At 74.7% G+C, this 17,634-nt stretch carries 18 protein-coding genes; 13 read left to right on the plus strand and 5 right to left on the minus strand.

Annotated features, from left to right (window positions below; translation table 11 throughout):
• Positions 1-96 precede the first annotated feature (96 nt).
• The 6 genes from rplM to IEZ00_RS16760 all read left to right on the plus strand — a co-directional run bounded on the left by rplM (position 97) and on the right by IEZ00_RS16760 (position 6,150).
• Positions 97-540, plus strand: coding sequence for a 50S ribosomal protein L13 (gene rplM / locus IEZ00_RS16735; RefSeq protein WP_189224178.1), 444 nt, complete (start codon positions 97-99; stop codon positions 538-540).
• A gap of 26 nt (positions 541-566) precedes the next feature.
• Entirely contained in the window at positions 567-1,100 is a 534-nt protein-coding gene (gene rpsI / locus IEZ00_RS16740) for a 30S ribosomal protein S9 (RefSeq protein WP_189224179.1), read from the plus strand.
• Positions 1,101-1,215: 115 nt separating this feature from the next.
• Complete coding sequence (glmM, locus tag IEZ00_RS16745; protein WP_189224180.1) at positions 1,216-2,550, plus strand: phosphoglucosamine mutase; 1,335 nt, start codon at positions 1,216-1,218, stop codon at positions 2,548-2,550.
• 128 nt (positions 2,551-2,678) lie between these two features.
• Positions 2,679-2,972, plus strand: coding sequence for a WXG100 family type VII secretion target (locus IEZ00_RS16750; protein ID WP_189224181.1), 294 nt, complete (start codon positions 2,679-2,681; stop codon positions 2,970-2,972).
• A 5-nt stretch (positions 2,973-2,977) separates the two neighbouring features.
• Positions 2,978-5,743 (plus strand): hypothetical protein, encoded by a 2,766-nt coding sequence (locus IEZ00_RS16755; RefSeq protein ID WP_189224182.1) that lies wholly within the window; start codon positions 2,978-2,980, stop codon positions 5,741-5,743.
• Positions 5,744-5,745: 2 nt separating this feature from the next.
• Positions 5,746-6,150, plus strand: a complete 405-nt coding sequence (locus IEZ00_RS16760; protein WP_189224183.1) for a hypothetical protein — start codon at positions 5,746-5,748, stop codon at positions 6,148-6,150.
• Between the two features lie 17 nt (positions 6,151-6,167).
• Here IEZ00_RS16760 and IEZ00_RS16765 read toward each other — a convergent pair whose 3' ends face one another.
• On the minus strand, positions 6,168-7,001 hold the full coding sequence (locus IEZ00_RS16765; protein WP_189224184.1) for a dienelactone hydrolase family protein: 834 nt from the start codon (positions 6,999-7,001) through the stop codon (positions 6,168-6,170).
• Positions 7,002-7,124: 123 nt separating this feature from the next.
• Here IEZ00_RS16765 and glmS point away from each other — a divergent pair, with 123 nt between their 5' ends.
• Genes glmS through tsaE form a run of 5 tightly spaced genes read left to right on the plus strand, consistent with a single transcriptional unit; the run spans position 7,125 to position 13,075 of the window.
• Complete coding sequence (glmS, locus tag IEZ00_RS16770; protein ID WP_189224185.1) at positions 7,125-8,987, plus strand: glutamine--fructose-6-phosphate transaminase (isomerizing); 1,863 nt, start codon at positions 7,125-7,127, stop codon at positions 8,985-8,987.
• A gap of 16 nt (positions 8,988-9,003) precedes the next feature.
• Positions 9,004-10,398, plus strand: a complete 1,395-nt coding sequence (locus IEZ00_RS16775; protein ID WP_189224186.1) for an NAD(P)H-hydrate dehydratase — start codon at positions 9,004-9,006, stop codon at positions 10,396-10,398.
• Between the two features lie 27 nt (positions 10,399-10,425).
• Positions 10,426-11,526: an alanine racemase gene (gene alr, locus IEZ00_RS16780; protein WP_189224187.1), complete on the plus strand. Its 1,101-nt coding sequence runs from the start codon at positions 10,426-10,428 to the stop codon at positions 11,524-11,526.
• Positions 11,523-12,626, plus strand: coding sequence for an alpha/beta fold hydrolase (locus IEZ00_RS16785; RefSeq protein WP_189224188.1), 1,104 nt, complete (start codon positions 11,523-11,525; stop codon positions 12,624-12,626). The genes alr and IEZ00_RS16785 overlap by 4 nt, the downstream gene beginning before the upstream one ends.
• Positions 12,608-13,075, plus strand: coding sequence for a tRNA (adenosine(37)-N6)-threonylcarbamoyltransferase complex ATPase subunit type 1 TsaE (tsaE, locus tag IEZ00_RS16790; protein ID WP_189224189.1), 468 nt, complete (start codon positions 12,608-12,610; stop codon positions 13,073-13,075). Before IEZ00_RS16785 ends, tsaE begins: the two co-directional genes overlap by 19 nt.
• On the opposite strand, the gene IEZ00_RS16795 is transcribed toward tsaE, so the two are convergent.
• From IEZ00_RS16795 to IEZ00_RS16810, 4 genes are read right to left on the minus strand one after another with little or no spacing between them, the layout of a single operon-like run.
• Positions 13,064-14,314, minus strand: coding sequence for a carboxyl transferase domain-containing protein (locus IEZ00_RS16795; protein ID WP_189224190.1), 1,251 nt, complete (start codon positions 14,312-14,314; stop codon positions 13,064-13,066). The two genes, tsaE and IEZ00_RS16795, sit on opposite strands and share 12 nt — an antisense overlap.
• Positions 14,311-15,642, minus strand: a complete 1,332-nt coding sequence (locus tag IEZ00_RS16800; RefSeq protein ID WP_189224191.1) for an acyl-CoA synthetase — start codon at positions 15,640-15,642, stop codon at positions 14,311-14,313. The genes IEZ00_RS16795 and IEZ00_RS16800 overlap by 4 nt, the downstream gene beginning before the upstream one ends.
• A gap of 46 nt (positions 15,643-15,688) precedes the next feature.
• Positions 15,689-15,997, minus strand: a complete 309-nt coding sequence (locus IEZ00_RS16805; RefSeq protein ID WP_189224192.1) for a thioredoxin family protein — start codon at positions 15,995-15,997, stop codon at positions 15,689-15,691.
• Positions 15,985-16,356, minus strand: coding sequence for a MerR family transcriptional regulator (locus tag IEZ00_RS16810; protein WP_189224193.1), 372 nt, complete (start codon positions 16,354-16,356; stop codon positions 15,985-15,987). The genes IEZ00_RS16805 and IEZ00_RS16810 overlap by 13 nt, the downstream gene beginning before the upstream one ends.
• A gap of 72 nt (positions 16,357-16,428) precedes the next feature.
• Here IEZ00_RS16810 and tsaB point away from each other — a divergent pair, with 72 nt between their 5' ends.
• Both tsaB and rimI read left to right on the plus strand, forming a co-directional pair.
• On the plus strand, positions 16,429-17,103 hold the full coding sequence (gene tsaB / locus IEZ00_RS16815) for a tRNA (adenosine(37)-N6)-threonylcarbamoyltransferase complex dimerization subunit type 1 TsaB (protein ID WP_189224194.1): 675 nt from the start codon (positions 16,429-16,431) through the stop codon (positions 17,101-17,103).
• Positions 17,100-17,558 carry a ribosomal protein S18-alanine N-acetyltransferase gene (gene rimI, locus IEZ00_RS16820; protein WP_189224195.1) on the plus strand — a complete coding sequence of 153 codons (459 nt, stop codon included), beginning with the start codon at positions 17,100-17,102 and terminating at the stop codon, positions 17,556-17,558. Before tsaB ends, rimI begins: the two co-directional genes overlap by 4 nt.
• The last annotated feature ends 76 nt before the right edge of the window (positions 17,559-17,634 follow it).

Consider the following 17,634-nt stretch of genomic DNA (forward strand, 5'->3'; position numbering starts at 1 on the left):
CTCATGCGTGCCTAGTGTTCTGGTCTTCGCCCACTGGGGTCCGGCCTGAGCAACCGCCGCAATGACCCCAGACGCAAGTGACGACGAGGTAGACCCGTGCGCACGTACAGCCCGAAGCCCGGCGAGGTGACCCGCGCCTGGCACGTGATCGACGCCCAGGACGTGGTGCTCGGCCGGCTCGCCACCCAGGCCGCGACGCTGCTGCGCGGCAAGCACAAGCCGACTTACGCACCCCACGTGGACACCGGCGACTTCGTCGTGGTGATCAACGCGGACAAGGTGGCGCTGACCGGCAAGAAGCGCGACCAGGAGTTCGTCTACCGGCACTCCGGCTTCCCCGGCGGCCTGCGCCAGCAGTCCTTCGGCGACGTGCTGGACACCCGTGCGGACCGGCTGGTCGAGAAGGCGATCAAGGGCATGCTGCCCAAGAACCGCCTCGGCCGGGCCATGGCGGCCAAGCTCAAGGTCTACACCGGCCCGAACCACCCGCACGCGGCCCAGCAGCCGCAGCCGTTCGAGATCAAGAAGGTCGCGCAGTGACCGAGCCGTACACCGAGGAAGACTCCGTGAGCACCCCTGAGGCCGTCGAGGCCGAGTTCGACGCCGTCGAGGCGGAGGCCACCGAGACCGACGTCGCCGACACCTTCGAGGGCGACGACGAGGCCGCGCAGGACGAGGCCGCGCCCGTCGTGCGGCACCAGCTGAACGGCGCCCACCACCTGGCGCAGACCGTCGGCCGCCGCAAGGAGGCCATCGTCCGGGTGCGCCTGCTGCCCGGCACCGGCAAGTTCACCCTGAACGGGAAGTCGCTGGAGCAGTACTTCCCGAACAAGGTGCACCAGCAGCTCATCCGCGAGCCCCTGGTGACCACCGAGAAGCCCGAGACCTTCGACGTCGTGGCCAACCTGCGCGGCGGCGGCACCACCGGCCAGGCCGGTGCGCTGCGCCTGGCGATCGCCCGCGCGCTGGTGGCGGTCGACTCCGAGGACCGCCCGGTGCTGAAGAAGGCCGGCTTCCTCACCCGCGACCCCAGGGTCAAGGAGCGGAAGAAGTACGGTCTGAAGAAGGCCCGCAAGGCGCCTCAGTACAGCAAGCGCTGACCCTCACCCGGTCCAGCGAGCAACACCCTGCGGGAGCAGCAGTTCAACGCGAACTGCTGCTCCCGCAGTGCATTGTGCGATCGATCACCCGGTTGACCACGGAGGCGCCCACATCATGGCCCGGCTGTTCGGCACCGACGGCGTGCGCGGTCTCGCGAACGCCGACCTGACCCCGGAACTCGCCCTGTCGGTGGCCGCCTCGGCGGCGCGGGTGCTCGCCGAGCACGACCGCTCGCACCGCCCGGTCGCGGTGGTCGGCCGGGACCCGAGGGCCAGCGGCGAGATGCTGGAGGCCGCCGTGGTGGCCGGGTTGGCCTCGGCGGGCGCGGACGTGCTGCGCGTCGGCGTGCTGCCCACTCCCGCGGTGGCGCACCTGGTGGGCGCGCTGGGCGCGGACGTGGGCGTGATGATCTCCGCCTCGCACAACCCGATGCCCGACAACGGCGTGAAGCTGTTCGCCGCGGGCGGGCACAAGCTGCCCGACGCGGTCGAGGACGAGATCGAGCAGAAGCTGGCCGCCCCCGCGCACCGCCCCACCGGCGCGGCGATCGGCCGCGTCCGCGACGTCGCGGACGCGGAGGCCCGCTACGTCGACCACCTGCTCAAGATCACGCCGCACCGGCTGGACGGCATCAAGGTCGTGGTGGACTGCGCCAACGGCGCCGCCTCGGTGGCCGCGCCGGACGCCTACCGGCGCGCGGGCGCCGAGGTGGTCGAGCTGCACACCGCGCCGGACGGGCTCAACATCAACGACGGCTGCGGCTCGACCCACCTCGACCAGGTGCGCGCGGGCGTGCTGGCCCACGGCGCCGACCTGGGCATCGCGCACGACGGCGACGCGGACCGCTGCCTGGCGGTGGACGCTAGGGGCAACGACGTTGACGGCGACCAGATCATGGCGGTGCTGGCGCTGGCCATGAAGGAGTCCGGCGAGCTGGTCGAGGACACCCTGGTCGCCACCGTGATGAGCAACCTCGGCCTGCACCTGGCCATGCGCGAGGCGGGCATCGCCCTGCGCACGACCGCGGTGGGTGACCGGTACGTGCTGGAGGAGCTGCGCGCGGGCGGGTACTCGCTGGGCGGCGAGCAGTCCGGGCACGTGGTGCTGCCCGCGCACGCCACCACCGGCGACGGCCTGCTGACCGCGCTGCGGCTGATGGCGCGGATGGCCGAGACCGGCCGGTCCCTGGCCGACCTGGCGGGCGTGATGCGGCGGCTGCCGCAGGTGCTGGTCAACGTCACGGTCGCGGACAAGGCGGCGGTGGCGCGGGCCGAGGCGGTCAACGAGGCGGTCGCCGCGGTCAGCGCGGAGCTGGGCGACACCGGCCGGGTGCTGCTGCGCCCCTCCGGCACCGAGCAACTCGTGCGGGTGATGGTCGAGGCGTCGACCCACGAGCTGGCCGAGTCGGCCGCGCGTCGACTGGCGGGTGTGGTCTCCTCGGTGCGGTGATCCGGTGTTTGCTTAGGCACCGCGATCCGGCGTTCGGCCCACTCGCGGCTTCCGCAGCCGGCACCCTGTCCGGCGGAACCCAGGGGTGCCGCCGAGCGTCGGAACGGGGACCAGGGGAGGCGGAGGCGATGGCAGGCTTCGGCGTAGGGCCGGGCGAGCTGCAGAACGTGGCCAAGCAGTACGAGGACCACAGCGCGGACATCACCGGGCTGAAGAGCACCGTGACCCCCGCGGTGGGCGCGGGCCAGGTCGGGCGCAAGTTCCGGGGCACCGAGACCAAGTACAAGGTCTACTTCGACCGCCTGCAGGCGAGCGTGGAGACCTTCGGCCGTGAGACCGGCAACGTGGCCCTGCGGCTCAACGACGTCGCCAAGTCGTACGAGAGCAACGAAGCCGCCACCGCCGACCAGTTCAAGGGGTGACGGGCGTGGCCGACCAGAACGAGATCAAGCAGCTCCTCGACGACCCCAACGTCACCGCGGACACCAAGAAGGAGCTGGTCCGCGCGCTGGCGGGGGCGGGTGGCAGCGAGGAGGACGTGCGCCGCTACGCGGAGGCCAACGGCGTCGACGTCCCCAACGACCCCGGTTTCTGGCAGCACGCGGGCGGCGCGCTGCTGGCTCCCGTCACCGGTGGCGCGAGCGTGGCCTTCAACGTCGGCCAGGAGGTGCGGCACGGCGCCTGGACGATGGAGGGCGAGACCGCCGACAAGCTGGTGAACAAGGCCAAGGAGGAGCGCGAGCTCGGCAGCACCCAGAAGGTGCTCAACGAGACCGGCGACTTCCGCACCTCCGACGAGCTGCTCGACGCCGGTTCTCCCGGACTGCGCTTCTTCGAGAAGTTCATCCCGATCTACCAGGAGGCGGCGCCGCTGGCGGGCCACGGCGGCCGCGCGCCCGACCTCAACGGCGAGATCTACAAGAACTACGACGAGGTCCGCGAGATCGACCTCGGCAAGTTCCGCGAGGACGCCGATAAGATCAACAAGCTGGTCGCCGAGCTGGACAACCACGAGAACGGCCTGGGCACCGCGTGGAACGCGCTGGGCGCCTGGGAGGGCGAGGCGGCGCAGGCGGCCAACCAGTACAACGGCAAGTTCCTCAACACCGCGGGCGCCTTCATCCAGGACGCGAAGGGCGCGCCCGGCACCATCACCGCGGGCGCGAGCACCATCCAGCAGCAGGTCAAGGAGTTCGCCCAGCACGTCCACGACCTGTACTCCGAGCAGTGCGGCGGCCTGTCGGTGGACGAGGCCAAGAAGCAGATCCGGATGGCGCGCGGGGACATCAACCAGAGCGACTTCAGCCTCGGCGACTGGTTCTCCGGCATCCCGGACATGCTGGTGGGCGGTGCGATCGGCATCGTGGTGGGCGGCCCGGTGGGCGGTCTGATCGGCAACTTCATGGGGTGGGCCGACCACGCCAAGGAGGTCCGCCAGCGCCTGATGGAGGAGGCCAAGCAGAAGCTGCAGGTCCTGTGCCAGGAGTTCGACAGCAAGAAGCAGGCCTTCGACGGGTACTGCCAGGCCGTGCAGACCGGTGTGCAGAGCACCTACGACACGATGTTCGGCCAGTTGGACGGGCAGCTCAAGGACAAGCCCTTCGGCCAGGTCGGCGACCCGCCGCCGTTCACCGGCGAGCAGGGCGGCCGGGAGAAGGCCAAGCAGCCGCCCGGTGGCGGTGGTGACCAGCCCGGCGGTGGCGGCGGCACGCCCGGCGGCGGTGGCGGCACTCCGGGTGGGGGCGGCGGCGCGCCGGAGATCCCCAAGCCGGAGAACCCGCTGGACAAGGACGGCGACGGCAAGCCCGACGTGCCCGGCGACACCGACGGCGACGGCAAGCCCGACGACCTCGACGGTGACGGCAAGCCCGACGACCAGACCAAGCCGGACGGGCTCAAGGGCGAGGAGCAGCCCGAGGTCGTCACCATCCGCAGCGGCGAGAACGAGATCCAGGTCACCGAGCCGGACGCCAACGGGCACGTCCAGATCACCGTGGACACCCCGACCGGCGAGCCGAAGACCTACGACGTCGACTTCAGCAAGAACCCCGACGCCTACAACGCCCTGGTGGGTCAGAACGGCGGCGGGGCAGCGCTGGCGGGCGCGCTGGCGGGCGCGGCCCCCGCGACGGCCGGCGCCGCACCCGGCTCCGGTGCCGCACCCGGTGCCGGCGCCGCCCCGGCGGCGGGTGGCGCGATCCCGATCCAGGCGGGTGAGGACGGCAAGGCGCTGATCGAGGCGGACGGGCTGGCCATCACCGCCCAGGTCGACCCGCTCACCGGTGAGATCACCCTGTCGGTGGACAACGGGGACGGCACGCCCGAGGAGTACGGCGTGGCCTTCGGCGAGGACGAGGCGGACCGCACGCCGAGCATCCCCGGCATGGACGACGCGGTGTCGCGGCCCGCCGCGGCCGAGCCGTCCTTCACCACGATGCCCGCGCCGGATTCCGGTGTGTTCCAGCCGGAGCAGCCCGTGACGACGATGCCCGCGCCGGATTCCGGCGTTTTCCAGCCCGAGCCGCCCGTGACGACGATGCCCGCCGCGGACACCAGCGGGTTCCGGCCGGAGCCCCCGGCGGGCTTCACCGCGCCCGCCGCCGCGGCACCCACGCCCGCGTTCGGCGTCGAGCAGCCGCAGTTCGGCCAGCAGCAGTTCGCGCAGCAGCAGTTCGGCCCGGCCCAGTTCGGTCAGCCGCAGTTCGGTCAGCCGCAGTTCGGTCAGCCCCCGGTCGACTCGGCGTTCGCGGCCTCGTCCACCGGGGGCACCACCAGCACGTCGGGCGCGTCGCTGTTCGGCGGCGGTGGCGGCGGCTTCGACGGGGCCGACTCGGTGCTCGGCGGCAAGCCGGACAGCGGGGCGGGCGACAGCCCGTGGAGCAGCCCCGGCTCGGCCTCGGCCGACCAGAGCCTGGCCGACACCAACGCCTCGCAGGCGGGCCAGCCCGGCTCCGCGACCCTGCCGTCCATGCAGGACGGCGCGCACTCCGGTGGTTCGCCCGCAGGCGGCGGCATGATGGGCGGCGGGATGATGGGCGGTGGCATGGCCGGTGGCATGGCGGGCGGCGGTCAGCAGCAGGGCGGGGACACCGAGCGCAGCCCGAGCCAGTGGCGCACCACCGGTTCGCTGTTCGACGACGACCTGAGCCTGAGCCGGGTGCAGGGCGTGCTGGGCGATGAGGGGAGCCGGTAGCCGTGAGCGTCATCGAGGTCGACCCGAGGGTCCAGGCGGCGTTCGACGAGCGGGTCGCCGCCGCCCGGCGGGCCAACGCCGAGGTCGCGGGCACCCTGCAGGCGAGCCGGGAGCGGTTGGCCGCCGAGGCGCGCGAGCGCGAGGAGCGCTTCGCGGCCGAGCGCGCGCGGATGCGGGAGAAGTCGCAGCGGTTGGTGGCGGAGGCGGAGAAGCCGCAGCGGCCGCAGTGGGAGCGCCCGCAGAGCTCGGGCGAGCTGGCGTTCGGGCCGGAGGAGGACGACGCGCCCCCGCCGCCCGCCGCCGCGCCGACCCCGGTCTACGCGCCGCCGCCCGCCCGGCCCGCGCCGCGGCGTCCCGCGCCGGTGGACGACGACGAGGACTTCGGCACCCAGAGCTGGCTGACCTGATCGGCGCTCCGGCGGGATCAGACCTCGCTGATCCCGCCGGAGCGGGCCAGCGCCGCGCGCCGGTAGGTCAGCGCGGCGCCCTTGACGTCGCTGTCCAGCAGCGAGTCCCACTGCCGCTCGCCCTTGAGGACGCGCAGCAGGAAGGCGGTCACCAGGCCGCGGGCCAGCCGCTGCGCGTCCCGCTCGCCCTTGCCGTCGAGCAGCAGCTCGCTCCAGTGCCTGCCCTCGGCGAAGCCCAGGTGGGACGCCTTGGGCAGGGACCGCAGCTGCACCGGCCCCTGCCACGCCTCGGCGATGGCCTCCGCGTGCCCGACCGGCGGGGCGATGCGGTCCTCGCCCGCCGCCAGGTGCAGGCCGGGGACGGTCACCCGGCGGGCGGCGTCCAGTGCGGACGGGCGGGTCTCGGTCGCGGCCAGCGTGACCACCGCGCGCACCCGCTCGTCCTCGGCGGCGGCCAGCACCGCCGCGCCGCCGCCCATGGAGTGGCCCGCGACCGCCAGCCGCTCGGGGTCGACGCTGATGCCGCCGTCGCCCAGTCGCACGCCGGTGCACACGTCCAGCGTGGTGCGCAGGTTGCCCGCGAGCAGCCGCGCGGACATCAGCGGTCCGCGCTGGGTGCCCGGCGCCGCCGCGACGATGCCCCACGAGGCCAGGTGGCGCAGCAGCGCCCGGTAGCGGGTCACCGGCTGCAGCCAGCCGTGGCCGAACACCACGGCGGGCAGGCCGAGTCCGGAGGCGGGGGTGTAGACGAGGCCGGGCAGGCCCACCAGGGCCAGGTCGCCGCGCAGGACCTGGTGCCCGCCGGGCCTGCTGAGCTGGTCGAGCACCTGCTTCGCCGGGATGCCGCTCACCGGGGCAACGGTAGTCGATCGCGCACTCCCGCCGCACACCTCGATTGGTCTACACCAAAGTGGGGTGTGACCAGCGCAAACGTGCGGTCGAAGCACCGCCCTGGTCTGGTTACGCTGTGCCCCGTGTGCGGAATCGTGGGATACGTGGGCCACCGCCCGGCGCTGGACGTCGTCCTGAACGGGCTGCGGCGGCTGGAGTACCGGGGGTACGACTCGGCGGGCGTCGCGGTGCTCGACGGCGCGGGCGGCCTGGCCGTCGAGCGCAAGGCGGGCAGGCTGGCCAACCTGGAGGAGCTGCTGGACCAGGTCGGCCGCGAGTCCTTCGCGGGAACGGCGGGCATGGGCCACACCCGGTGGGCCACGCACGGCGCCCCGGTCGACCGCAACTCCCACCCGCACCGCGACGCCACCGGCCGCGTCGCCGTGGTGCACAACGGGATCATCGAGAACTTCGCCGCGCTGCGCGCCGAGCTGGAGGCGCTGGGCGTGGAGATGTCCAGCGACACCGACACCGAGACCACCGCGCACCTGATCGCCATGGCCTACGCCGAGGGGGAGACCAGCGGCGACCTGGCGGCCAGCGTGCGCGCCGTGGTGCGCCGCCTGGAGGGCGCGTTCACCCTCGTGGTGACCCACGCCGACCAGCCCGACCTGGTGGTGGCCGCGCGCCGCTCCTCGCCGCTGGTGGTCGGCGTCGGCGACGGCGAGACGTTCGTGGCCTCGGACGTGGCGGCGTTCATCGAGCACACCCGCGAGGCCGTCGAGCTGGGCCAGGACCAGGTGGTGGTGATCACCAGGGACGGCTACCGGGTCACCGACTTCGACGGCGCGGACGCCGCCGCCAAGCCGTTCACGGTCAACTGGGACCTGTCGGCCGCCGAGAAGGGCGGCCACGAGTACTTCATGCTCAAGGAGATCGAGGAGCAGCCCGAGGCGCTGGCCAACACGCTGCGCGGGCACTTCCGCGACGGCCGGGTGGTGCTGGACGAGCAGCGGCTGTCCGACCAGGACCTGCGCGACGTGGACAAGGTGTTCGTGGTGGCCTGCGGCTCGGCCTACCACTCCGGCCTGGTCGCCAAGTACGCCATCGAGCACTGGACGCGGCTGCCCGTCGAGGTGGAGCTGGCCAGCGAGTTCCGCTACCGCGACCCGGTGCTGGACCGCGACACCCTGGTGGTGGCGGTGTCCCAGTCCGGGGAGACCGCCGACACGCTGGAGGCGGTGCGGCACGCGCGGGCGCAGAAGGCGCGCGTGCTGGCGGTGTGCAACACCAACGGCGCGCAGATCCCGCGCGAGTCCGACGCGGTGCTCTACACCCACGCGGGCCCGGAGATCGGCGTGGCCTCGACCAAGGCGTTCCTGGCCCAGATCGCGGCCAACTACCTGGTGGGCCTGGCGCTGGCGCAGGCGCGCGGCACCAAGTACCCCGACGAGGTGGCGCGCGAGTTCCAGGAGCTGGAGGCCATGCCCGCCGCCGTCGAGCGGGTGCTGGCCACGGTGGAGCAGGTGCGCGCGCTGGGCCGCGAGCTGGCCGACTCCAAGGCGGTGCTGTTCCTGGGCCGCCACGTGGGCTACCCGGTGGCACTGGAGGGCGCGCTCAAGCTCAAGGAGCTGGCGTACATGCACGCCGAGGGCTTCGCGGCGGGCGAGCTCAAGCACGGTCCGATCGCGCTGATCGAGCAGGGCCTGCCGGTCGTGGTGGTGATGCCCTCGCCGAAGGGCCGCGCGGTGCTGCACTCCAAGCTGGTCTCCAACATCAGCGAGATCCAGGCGCGCGGCGCGCGGACCATCGTCATCGCCGAGGAGGGCGACGAGACGGTGCGGCCGTTCGCCGACCACCTCATCGAGGTGCCCGCGGTGTCCACGCTGCTGCAGCCGCTGATCTCCACGGTGCCGCTGCAGGTGCTGGCGGCGGAGATCGCCCGCAGCCGCGGCTACGACGTGGACAAGCCGCGCAACCTGGCCAAGTCCGTCACCGTCGAGTAGGGCAGGCTTGATCCCCATGCGGGGTCTGTGGACGACGGCACGGGTCAGGGCGGCCGAGGAGCGGGTGATGGCCCGCGTGCCCGCCGGGTCGCTGATGCGGCGGGCGGCGTTCGGCGTGGCCACCGCGGCGCTGGAGCTGCTGGGCGGCAAGCGCCGGGTGGGGCTGCTGGTGGGCGCGGGCAACAACGGCGGCGACGCGCTGTGGGCGGGGTACTACCTGCGCAGGCGCGGCGTCGCGGTCCGGGCGGTGCTGCTCGCCCCGGAGAAGGCGCACGCCGAGGGGCTGGCCGCGTTCCGCCGGGTCGGCGGCCGGGTGGTGGACCGGCTGGGCGAGGTCGACCTGGTGGTGGACGGCATCGTCGGGCTGTCCGCGCGCGGCCCGCTGCGGCCCGACGCCGCCGAGCACGTGGCGCACCTGGACGCGCCGGTGCTGGCGGTGGACCTGCCCAGCGGCATCGACCCGGACACCGGCGCGATCACCGGCCCGGCGGTGCGCGCCGCGATGACGGTGACCTTCGGCTGCCTCAAGCCGGTGCACGCGCTGGCCGACTGCGGCGAGGTGCGGCTGGTGGACATCGGGCTGGGCCCGGAGCTGGCGGGCCCGGACCTGGCCGAGCTGGACGACGCGGAGGTCGGCGCGCACTGGCCGGTGCCCGGCCCGCAGGACGACAAGTACACCCAGGGCGTGACCGGGGTCGCCGCCGGTTCGGCGACCTACCCCGGCGCGGCGGTGCTGGCCACCGGGGCCGCGCTGCTGGCCACCTCGGGCATGGTGCGCTACGCGGGCGCGGCGGCCGACGGGGTGCGGGCGCGCTGGCCGGAGGCGATCTGCACCGGCTCGATCACCGACGCGGGCCGGGTGCAGTCGTGGGTGGCGGGTCCGGGCCTGGGCACCGGCCTGAGCGCGGAGGCGGTGCTGCGCACCGTGCTGGAGGCGGGCGTGCCGGTGTGCCTGGACGCGGACGCGATCACCATGCTGGCCAACAACCCGGACCTGTGGGACGCGCGCGACCCGGACACCCCGGTGGTGCTGACCCCGCACGACCGGGAGTACGAGCGGCTGGCGGGCGAGGTCGGCCACGACCGGGTGGCGGCGGCGCGGCGGGCGGCGGAGAAGTTCCGCGCCGTGGTGCTGCTCAAGGGCCACGTCACGGTCGTCGCCGGGCCGGACGGCCGGGTGCTGGTCAACCGGGCGTCGGGCTCGTGGGCGGCCACCGCGGGCTCGGGCGACGTGCTGTCCGGGCTGATCGGCGCGCTGCTGGCGGCGCGGCTGGACCCGGTGCTGGCGGCCGGGTGCGCGGCCCGGCTGCACGCGGTGGCCGCCGAGCGGGCCTCCGGCGGCGCGCCCATCCCGGCTTCGGCGCTGCTGGCGGCCGTGCCGGACGCCATCCGGGCACTGCGGTCCGGGTGATCCCCGCTGTGCCACCATGGGGGCGTTATGGCTGCTCCTCGCGCTGAGGTCGTGATCGACCTCGACAACCTCCGGCACAACACCGCCTACCTGGCCGCCCTCGCGCCGGGCGCGGCGGTGATGGCCGTGGTCAAGGCCGACGGCTACGGGCACGGCGCGGTGGAGGTGGCCAGGGCGGCGCTGGAGGCGGGCGCGTCGTGGCTGGGCTCCTGCTCGCTGGCCGAGGCGCTGGCGCTGCGCGCGGCGGGCGTGACCGCGCCGGTGCTGGCCTGGCTGGACCCGCCGGGCACCGACTTCGCCCCAGGGCTGGAGGCGGGGGTGGACCTGTCGGTGGCCTGCTCGCGCGCCCTGGACGAGGTGGTGGACGCGGCGCGGCGCACCGGCAGGCGCGCGGCCGTGCACCTGAAGATCGACACCGGGCTGTCCCGCAACGGCTGCCCGCCCGAGGACTGGCCCGCGCTGGTCGAGCGCGCCGCGAGCACGCCCGAGGTCGAGGTGCGCGCGGTGTGGTCGCACCTGGCGTGCGCCGACGAACCGGGCCACCCGGCCACCGACGCGCAGGCCGCCCGGTTCGCTGAGGCGCACGCCGCCGCGGTGGCCGCCGGGCTGTCGCCGCGCAGGCACATCGCCAACTCGGCGGCCCTGCTCACCCGCCCCGACCTGCACTTCGACCTGGTCCGGCCGGGCATCGCCCTCTACGGGCTCAACCCGGTGCCGGTCGAGCACGACCTGCGCCCGGTGATGACGTTCCGCTCGTCGGTGGTGCTGACCAAGCGGGTGCGCGCGGGCACGTCGGTGTCCTACGGGCACACCTGGACCGCCAAGGCCGACACCACGCTGGCGCTGGTCCCGGTCGGCTACGCCGACGGCGTGCCGCGCGCGCTGTCCAACCGGATGCACGTGTGGCTGGCGGGCGCGCGGCGCCCCGTGGTCGGCCGGGTCTGCATGGACCAGGTGGTGGTGGACTGCGGTGACGACGCGGTGGCCGAGGGCGCGGAGGTCGTGCTGTTCGGCGACGGCGCGCACGGCGCCCCCACCGCCCGCGAGTGGGCCGACACCACCGGCACCATCGACTACGAGATCGTCACCGGGATGTACCGGCCGAGGGTGACCAGGACCTACCGGTGAAGACGCTGTGGAAGGCCGTCGGCGTGGTCGGCGGCGTGCTGGGGGCCGCCGCCACGGGCGTCGCGGTCGGCGTGGCCGCCAACCACAAGAAGGTCTCCCACGACCGGCGGGAGATCGACCCGCTGGCCGACGAGCCGCTGGGCAGGCTGGTGCCCGACCGCGAGTCGACGGTGGCCGCCGACGACGGCGTGCCGCTGTCGGTGGAGGAGGTCGACCCGGCCGACGGCGGCGCGCCGGAGCTGACCGTGGTGCTGGTGCACGGGTTCGCGCTGGACCGCCGCTGCTGGCACTTCCAGCGCCGCGACCTGGCCGAGCTCACCGGGCCGAGGGTCCGCCAGGTGCTCTACGACCAGCGCAGCCACGGCCGCTCCGGCCGCTCGGCCGCCGAGTCCAGCACCATCGAGCAGTGCGCGAAGGACCTGGACGCGGTGCTGCGCGCGATGGCCCCGGAGGGGCCGCTGGTGCTGGTCGGGCACTCCATGGGCGGCATGACGATCATGGCGCTGGCCGAGCAGCGGCCGGAGCTGTTCGCCCAGCGGGTGCGCGGCGTGGCGCTGGTGGGCACCGCGGCGGGCGCGGTCGGCGGCGCGGGCCTGCCCAGGTCGGTGCTGTCCCGGTACAACCCGGTGACCATGGGCGTTGGCAGGCTGGCCGGGTTCCAGCCGGGCGTGGTGGAGTGGGTGCGCCGCCGCGCGGGCACGCTGACCTGGAGCGGCATCCGGCTGCTGGCCTTCGGCGACCGCGCGGTCAGCACCTCGCTGGTGGACCTGATGGACCGGATGATCGGCGGCGTCACGGTGCGGGCGCTGACCGAGTTCCTGGAGACCCTGGGCACCCACGACCGGTACAAGGCGCTGGCCGGGCTCAAGCACTGCGAGGTGCTGGTGATCAGCGGCGACGCGGACAAGCTGACGCCCTTCTCGCACGCCGAGCGGATGGCCGAGGAGATGCCGCACGGCGAGCTGGTCCGCGTGCCCGGCGCGGGCCACATGGTGATGATGGAGCGGCCCGAGGTGGTGACCGGGCACGTGATCGGTCTGATTCGGCGCAGTGCCGCCGAACGAGGCGGAGGCAGGCGGCGGTGGTATCGACGAGCGTGAAGCTGCCCACGGTGGCGGACACCGAGGGGTTCGGGCGCAGGCTGGGCGAACTGGTGCGGGGCGGTGACCTGCTGCTGCTGGCCGGGCCGCTGGGCGCGGGCAAGACGGCGCTGGTGCGCGGCCTGGCCGAGGGCCTGGGGGTGACCGGTCGGGTCAGCTCGCCGACGTTCGTCATCGCGCGGGTGCACGAGCCCGCGCCGGGCGGGCGGGGCGTGCCGCTGGTGCACGTCGACGCCTACCGGCTGGGCGGGCACCTCGACGAGCTGGACGACCTGGACCTGGACACCGACCTGGTGGACGCGGTGGTCGCGGTCGAGTGGGGCGAGGGCGTGGCCGAGCGGCTGTCCGAGGACCACCTGCTGATCCGGCTGGAGCGGCAGGACGACGACGTGCGGGTGGCGCACCTGGTGCCGCACGGCGCGTGGGCCGAGCGCGAGCTACCGCGCTGAATCCGGCGCTGAATCCGGCGCTGAGCTGTCTCCGGCGATCCCCCGCACCACGCCCAGCTCGACCAGGTCCTGCGGGCGCAGCTTGAGGTCCTCGGCGAGCGCGCGCACGTCGTCGCGCTTGAGGATCGCGGCGGCCGGTTCCGGGGCGATGACGGAGAAGTAGGCGTCGGGCGCGATCCAGGTGTGCTCGGGCGCGGACAGCGCGAGCGCCCCGCCCGAGCCGCCCTCGCCGATGACCAGGGTGGTGATCGGCACGCGCGCCTCGGCGACCGCGGCGAACAGCCCGGCGATGGCCGAGCCGACGCCCGCGCGCTCGGCGGCCGGGTCGTTGGCCGCGCCGGGGGTGTCCACCAGGGTCAGCACCGGCAGCGCGAACCGCTCGGCCAGCCGGATCAGCCTGGTCGCGGTGCGGAACCCGGCGGGCGTGGTGGCCGAGCCGGTCTGCGCGGCGTAGGCGATGGCCCGCCCGCCGCGCCGCCCCAACCCGCACAGCACCCCTGGGTCGACGCCGCCCGCGCGGTCGCCGCTGAGCGCGACCCGCTCGTCGAAGTAGTCGTCGAGGTAGGCGGCGGCGCGCGGCCGTCGCGGGGACCTGGCCCGCAGCACCGCGTCCCAGCCGGTCGCGGGCAGGTCGGTGGCGCCCAGCGGCCGGGGCACCTCGGCGGGCACCGCGTCGCCTCGGGTGAGCAGGTCCAGCACGCGGGCCAGCACGGCGTCCAGCTCGTCCGGCGGCACGACCGCGTCCACGGCGCCCGCGGCGAACTGGCCCTCGGCGGTGTAGGCCGGGTCGTCGACCGGGCGGACCCGGCTGCCCGCGAAGCCGACCTGCGCGCCGGGCAGCGCGAGCACCACGTCCGCGCCCGCGCCCAGCGACGCCCACACCCCGCCGGTGGTCGGGTCGCGCAGCACCGCCACGTGCGGCAGCCCGGCGGCCCGGTGCGCCGCGCACAGCCGCGCCACCCGCTGCAGCTGGCGCAGCGACAGCATCCCCTCCTGCATCCGGCTGCCCCCGGTGGCGATCAGCGACACCAGCGGCAGCCCGGCCGCGCGGGCCTGGCCGAACGCCTCCTCGACGAGCGCGCCGGTGGCGGTGCCGACCGAGCCGCCGAGGAACCGGAAGTCGAAGGAGAGCACCACCGCGTGCTGCTCCCGCCGCCAGGACACCGACTCCGGGCCACCGGTGCGCTCGCGCGCCCGCGCGAGCCGCGCCTCGTAGCCGGGCCAGCCCAGCGGGTTCACCGCAGTTCCCGCTTGAGCACCTTGCCCATCTCGTTGCGCGGCAGCGCCTCCACGTACCGCACGACGCGGGGCCGCTTGTGCGGGGCGAGCAGGCGGGCCACGTGGTCGCTGAGCTCACCTTCGGGCGCGGGCTCGCCCGAGGGCACCACCCACGCCACGATCCGCTCGCCGAGGTCGTCGTCCGGCTCGCCCACCACCGCCACCTCGGCCACCGCCGGGTGCTCCAGCAGCGCGTTCTCGATCTCGCCCGCGCCGATCTTGTAGCCGCCGCTCTTGATCAGGTCGGTGGCGCGGCGACCGACGATGCGCAGGTAGCCGTCGGGTTCGAGCACGGCCAGGTCACCGGTGCGGAACCAGCCGTCGCGGAACGCCTCCCGCGTCGCGTCGGGCCGGTTGAGGTACTCCAGGAACAGGTTCGGCCCGCGCACCTCGACCTCGCCGATCTCGCCAGGCTCGGCCACCACCCGCACCTCGACCCCGTCCAGCGGGAGCCCGACCGTGCCGGGGCGGCGGTCGCCGGAGGCGCGCACGCTGGTGTTCATCAGCGTCTCGGTCATGCCGTAGCGCTCCACCACGCGCTGCCCGGTGAGCCGCTCGATGCGCTCGTGCACGGTCGCGGGCAGCGCCGCCGACCCGGACACCAGCAGCCGGGCGCGGCCGAACGCCGCGGCGTGCTCGGGCGCGGCGGCGATCCGGTGGTACATGGTCGGCACGCCGAACACCACCGTCCCGCCCTCGTCCAGCGCCTCGGCCGCCGCGGCGACGCTGAACGAGCCGAGGTGGCGCACGGTCCCGCCGCGGCGCAGCGGCCCCAGCACGCCGACGACCAGGCCGTGCACGTGGAACAGCGGCAGCCCGTGGACCACCACGTCGTCGGCGGTCCACTCCCACGCGGCGGCCAGCGCGTCCAGGTTGGACGCCAGCGCGCGGCGCGGCAGCACCACGCCCTTGGGCGGCCCGGTCGTGCCGGAGGTGTAGACGACCAGGGCGGGGGCCTCGCCGTCGGGCTCGGGCAGCTCCACCGGCTCACCGGCGGGCAGCTCGTCGTCGATCACCAGGTCGGGGGCGCTGTCGGAGAGGATGTGCGCCAGCTCGCGCTCGCCGATCCGGGGGTTGAGCGGCACCACGGCCGCGCCCGCCAGCAGCGCGCCGGCCACCGCGACGCAGGTCCGGGCGTCCGGCCGGGCCCACACCGCGACCCGCCGCCTGCCGACCAGGCCGTGCGCGACCGCGCGGGCCTCGTCGGCCAGCTCCCGGTAGGTCAGTTCCCGGTCGGGGAAGCGCAGGGCCGTGCGGTCGGACGGGGAAGCCAGCGCGGGCAGCAGCATGACCTCACTGTGTCCGACGCTGTGTCCGACCGCACGGTCGCGCACGTCACAAGTGCGGTTCGAGCCACGCCATCAGCTGGGTCCTCGGCCGGGCCCCCACCAGCTGCGCGACCAGCTCGCCGCCCCGGTAGAGCTGGAGGGTGGGCACGGACATGATCCGCTGGTCCCGCGCGGTCCCCGGCGAGGCGTCGGTGTCGACCTTGACCACGGTGAGCTGGGGCAGCTCCCGGTCCAGCTCGGCGAGCACCGGCTCGACCATCCGGCACGGGCCGCACCAGTCGGCGCGGAACTCCACCAGCACGGCGGGCCCCGCGCCCACCACTTCGGCGAACGTCTCATCGGTCAGCGTTTGCACGGCCTGCTCCTCCGCTCGGCGTCGTCCAGCTGCGCGCGCACCCGGTCGCGGGCGGCCGTGAGCCGCCCGATGAACTCCTCCAGCTCGGCGAGCTTGCGCCGGTAGACCGCCACCGACGCCGGGCAGGCGTCCCCGCTGGCGTGCCCGGTCCGCAGGCACTCCACGAACGGGCGGGTGTCCTCCAGCGCGAACCCGATGTCGGTCAGCGAGCGGATCTGCGCCACCAGCCGCAGGTCGGACTCGTCGTACTCGCGCTGGCCGTTGGCGGAGCGCCGCGCGGTCAGCAGCCCGAGGGACTCGTAGTAGCGCAGCGCCCTGGTGGTCGTGCCACAGCGCTGGGCCAGTTCTCCGATGCGCACGACGCCGATCCTCCACGTTGACGTGGACGTCAAGTCCAGGGCGAGTTGGCCGACGCCGTACCCTTGTCCGTTGTGCTCGTGCTCGCAGTGGACACCGCCACCCCCGCCGTGACGGCCGGTGTCGTGGACCTGACGCCCGGTTCGCCGCCCCGCCTGCTCGCCGAGCGGGTGACGGTCAACGCCAAGGCCCACGGCGAGCTGCTGACCCCGCACGTCCAGGAGGCGCTGGCGCGGGCGGGCAAGCGGCTGGCCGACCTGGACGCCGTCGTGTGCGGCTCGGGGCCCGGCCCGTTCACCGGGCTGCGGGTCGGCCTGGTCACCGCCGCCGCGCTGGGGCAGGCGCTCAACCGGCCGGTCTACCCGGTGCCCACCCCCGACGCGATCGCCCTGGACGCGCGCACCGGCAAGCCACTGCTGGTGGCCACCGACGCGCGCCGCCGCGAGGTCTACTGGGCCGCCTACGACGCGGCGGGCAGGCGCACCGACGGCCCGCACGTGGACCGGCCCGCCGACCTGGCCGCGAAGCTGCCCGCCGTGGCCTCGGCGGCGGGCGAGGGCGCGGAGATCTACGCCGAGGTGCTGGGGCTGCCGGTGGTCGAGGCCCGCTACCCCTCGCCGGTGTCCCTGGTCGCCGCGGCGGCCGAGGAGCTGCTGGCGGGCGCCCGCCCGGCCGCGCTGACCCCGCTGTACCTGCGCAGGCCCGACGCGGTGGAGCCGGTCGGGCGCAAGAGGGTGACCAAGGGGTGAGCGCGGGCACGGTCACCATCGCGCCGCTGCGGCACGAGGACGTGCCGCGGTGCGTCGAGATCGAGCGGGAGCTGTTCCCCGGCGACGACCCGTGGAGCGAGAACGCCTTCCGCGGCGAGCTGGACAGCGGCCACTTCTACGTCGGCGCCCACCTCGACGGCCACCTGATCGGCTACGCGGGGCTGGCGCTGACCACGTTCGAGGCCAGCGTGCACACCATCGCCGTGGACAAGCAGCACCAGGGCCTCGGCGTGGGCAAGCTGCTGCTGCGCACCCTGCTGGCCAGGGCCGACGAGCACGGCGTGCCGGTGTTCCTGGAAGTCCGCACGGACAACGCCCCGGCCATCGCCCTGTACCTGGCGCACGGCTTCGAGCACCTGGGCCTGCGCCGCCGCTACTACCAGCCGTCGGGCGCCGACGCGTACACGATGGGAAGGCCCGCGAACCGTGACTGACCGGCTCATCCTCGGGATCGAGAGCAGCTGCGACGAGACCGGCGTCGGCATCGTCCGGCTCGGTCCGGACGGCGCG

Source organism: Saccharothrix coeruleofusca, from assembly GCF_014648515.1.
Taxonomy (GTDB): domain Bacteria; phylum Actinomycetota; class Actinomycetes; order Mycobacteriales; family Pseudonocardiaceae; genus Actinosynnema; species Actinosynnema coeruleofuscum.

What these genes read in the sequence shown, in the direction of transcription:
- glmM (WP_189224180.1), top strand. Translation starts at nt 1,216, where the DNA reads ATGGCCCGGCTGTTCGGCACCGACGGCGTGCGCGGTCTCGCGAACGCC.
- IEZ00_RS16750 (WP_189224181.1), top strand. Translation starts at nt 2,679, where the DNA reads ATGGCAGGCTTCGGCGTAGGGCCGGGCGAGCTGCAGAACGTGGCCAAG.
- IEZ00_RS16775 (WP_189224186.1), top strand. Translation starts at nt 9,004, where the DNA reads ATGCGGGGTCTGTGGACGACGGCACGGGTCAGGGCGGCCGAGGAGCGG.
- alr (WP_189224187.1), top strand. Translation starts at nt 10,426, where the DNA reads ATGGCTGCTCCTCGCGCTGAGGTCGTGATCGACCTCGACAACCTCCGG.
- IEZ00_RS16800 (WP_189224191.1), bottom strand. Translation starts at nt 15,642, where the DNA reads ATGCTGCTGCCCGCGCTGGCTTCCCCGTCCGACCGCACGGCCCTGCGC.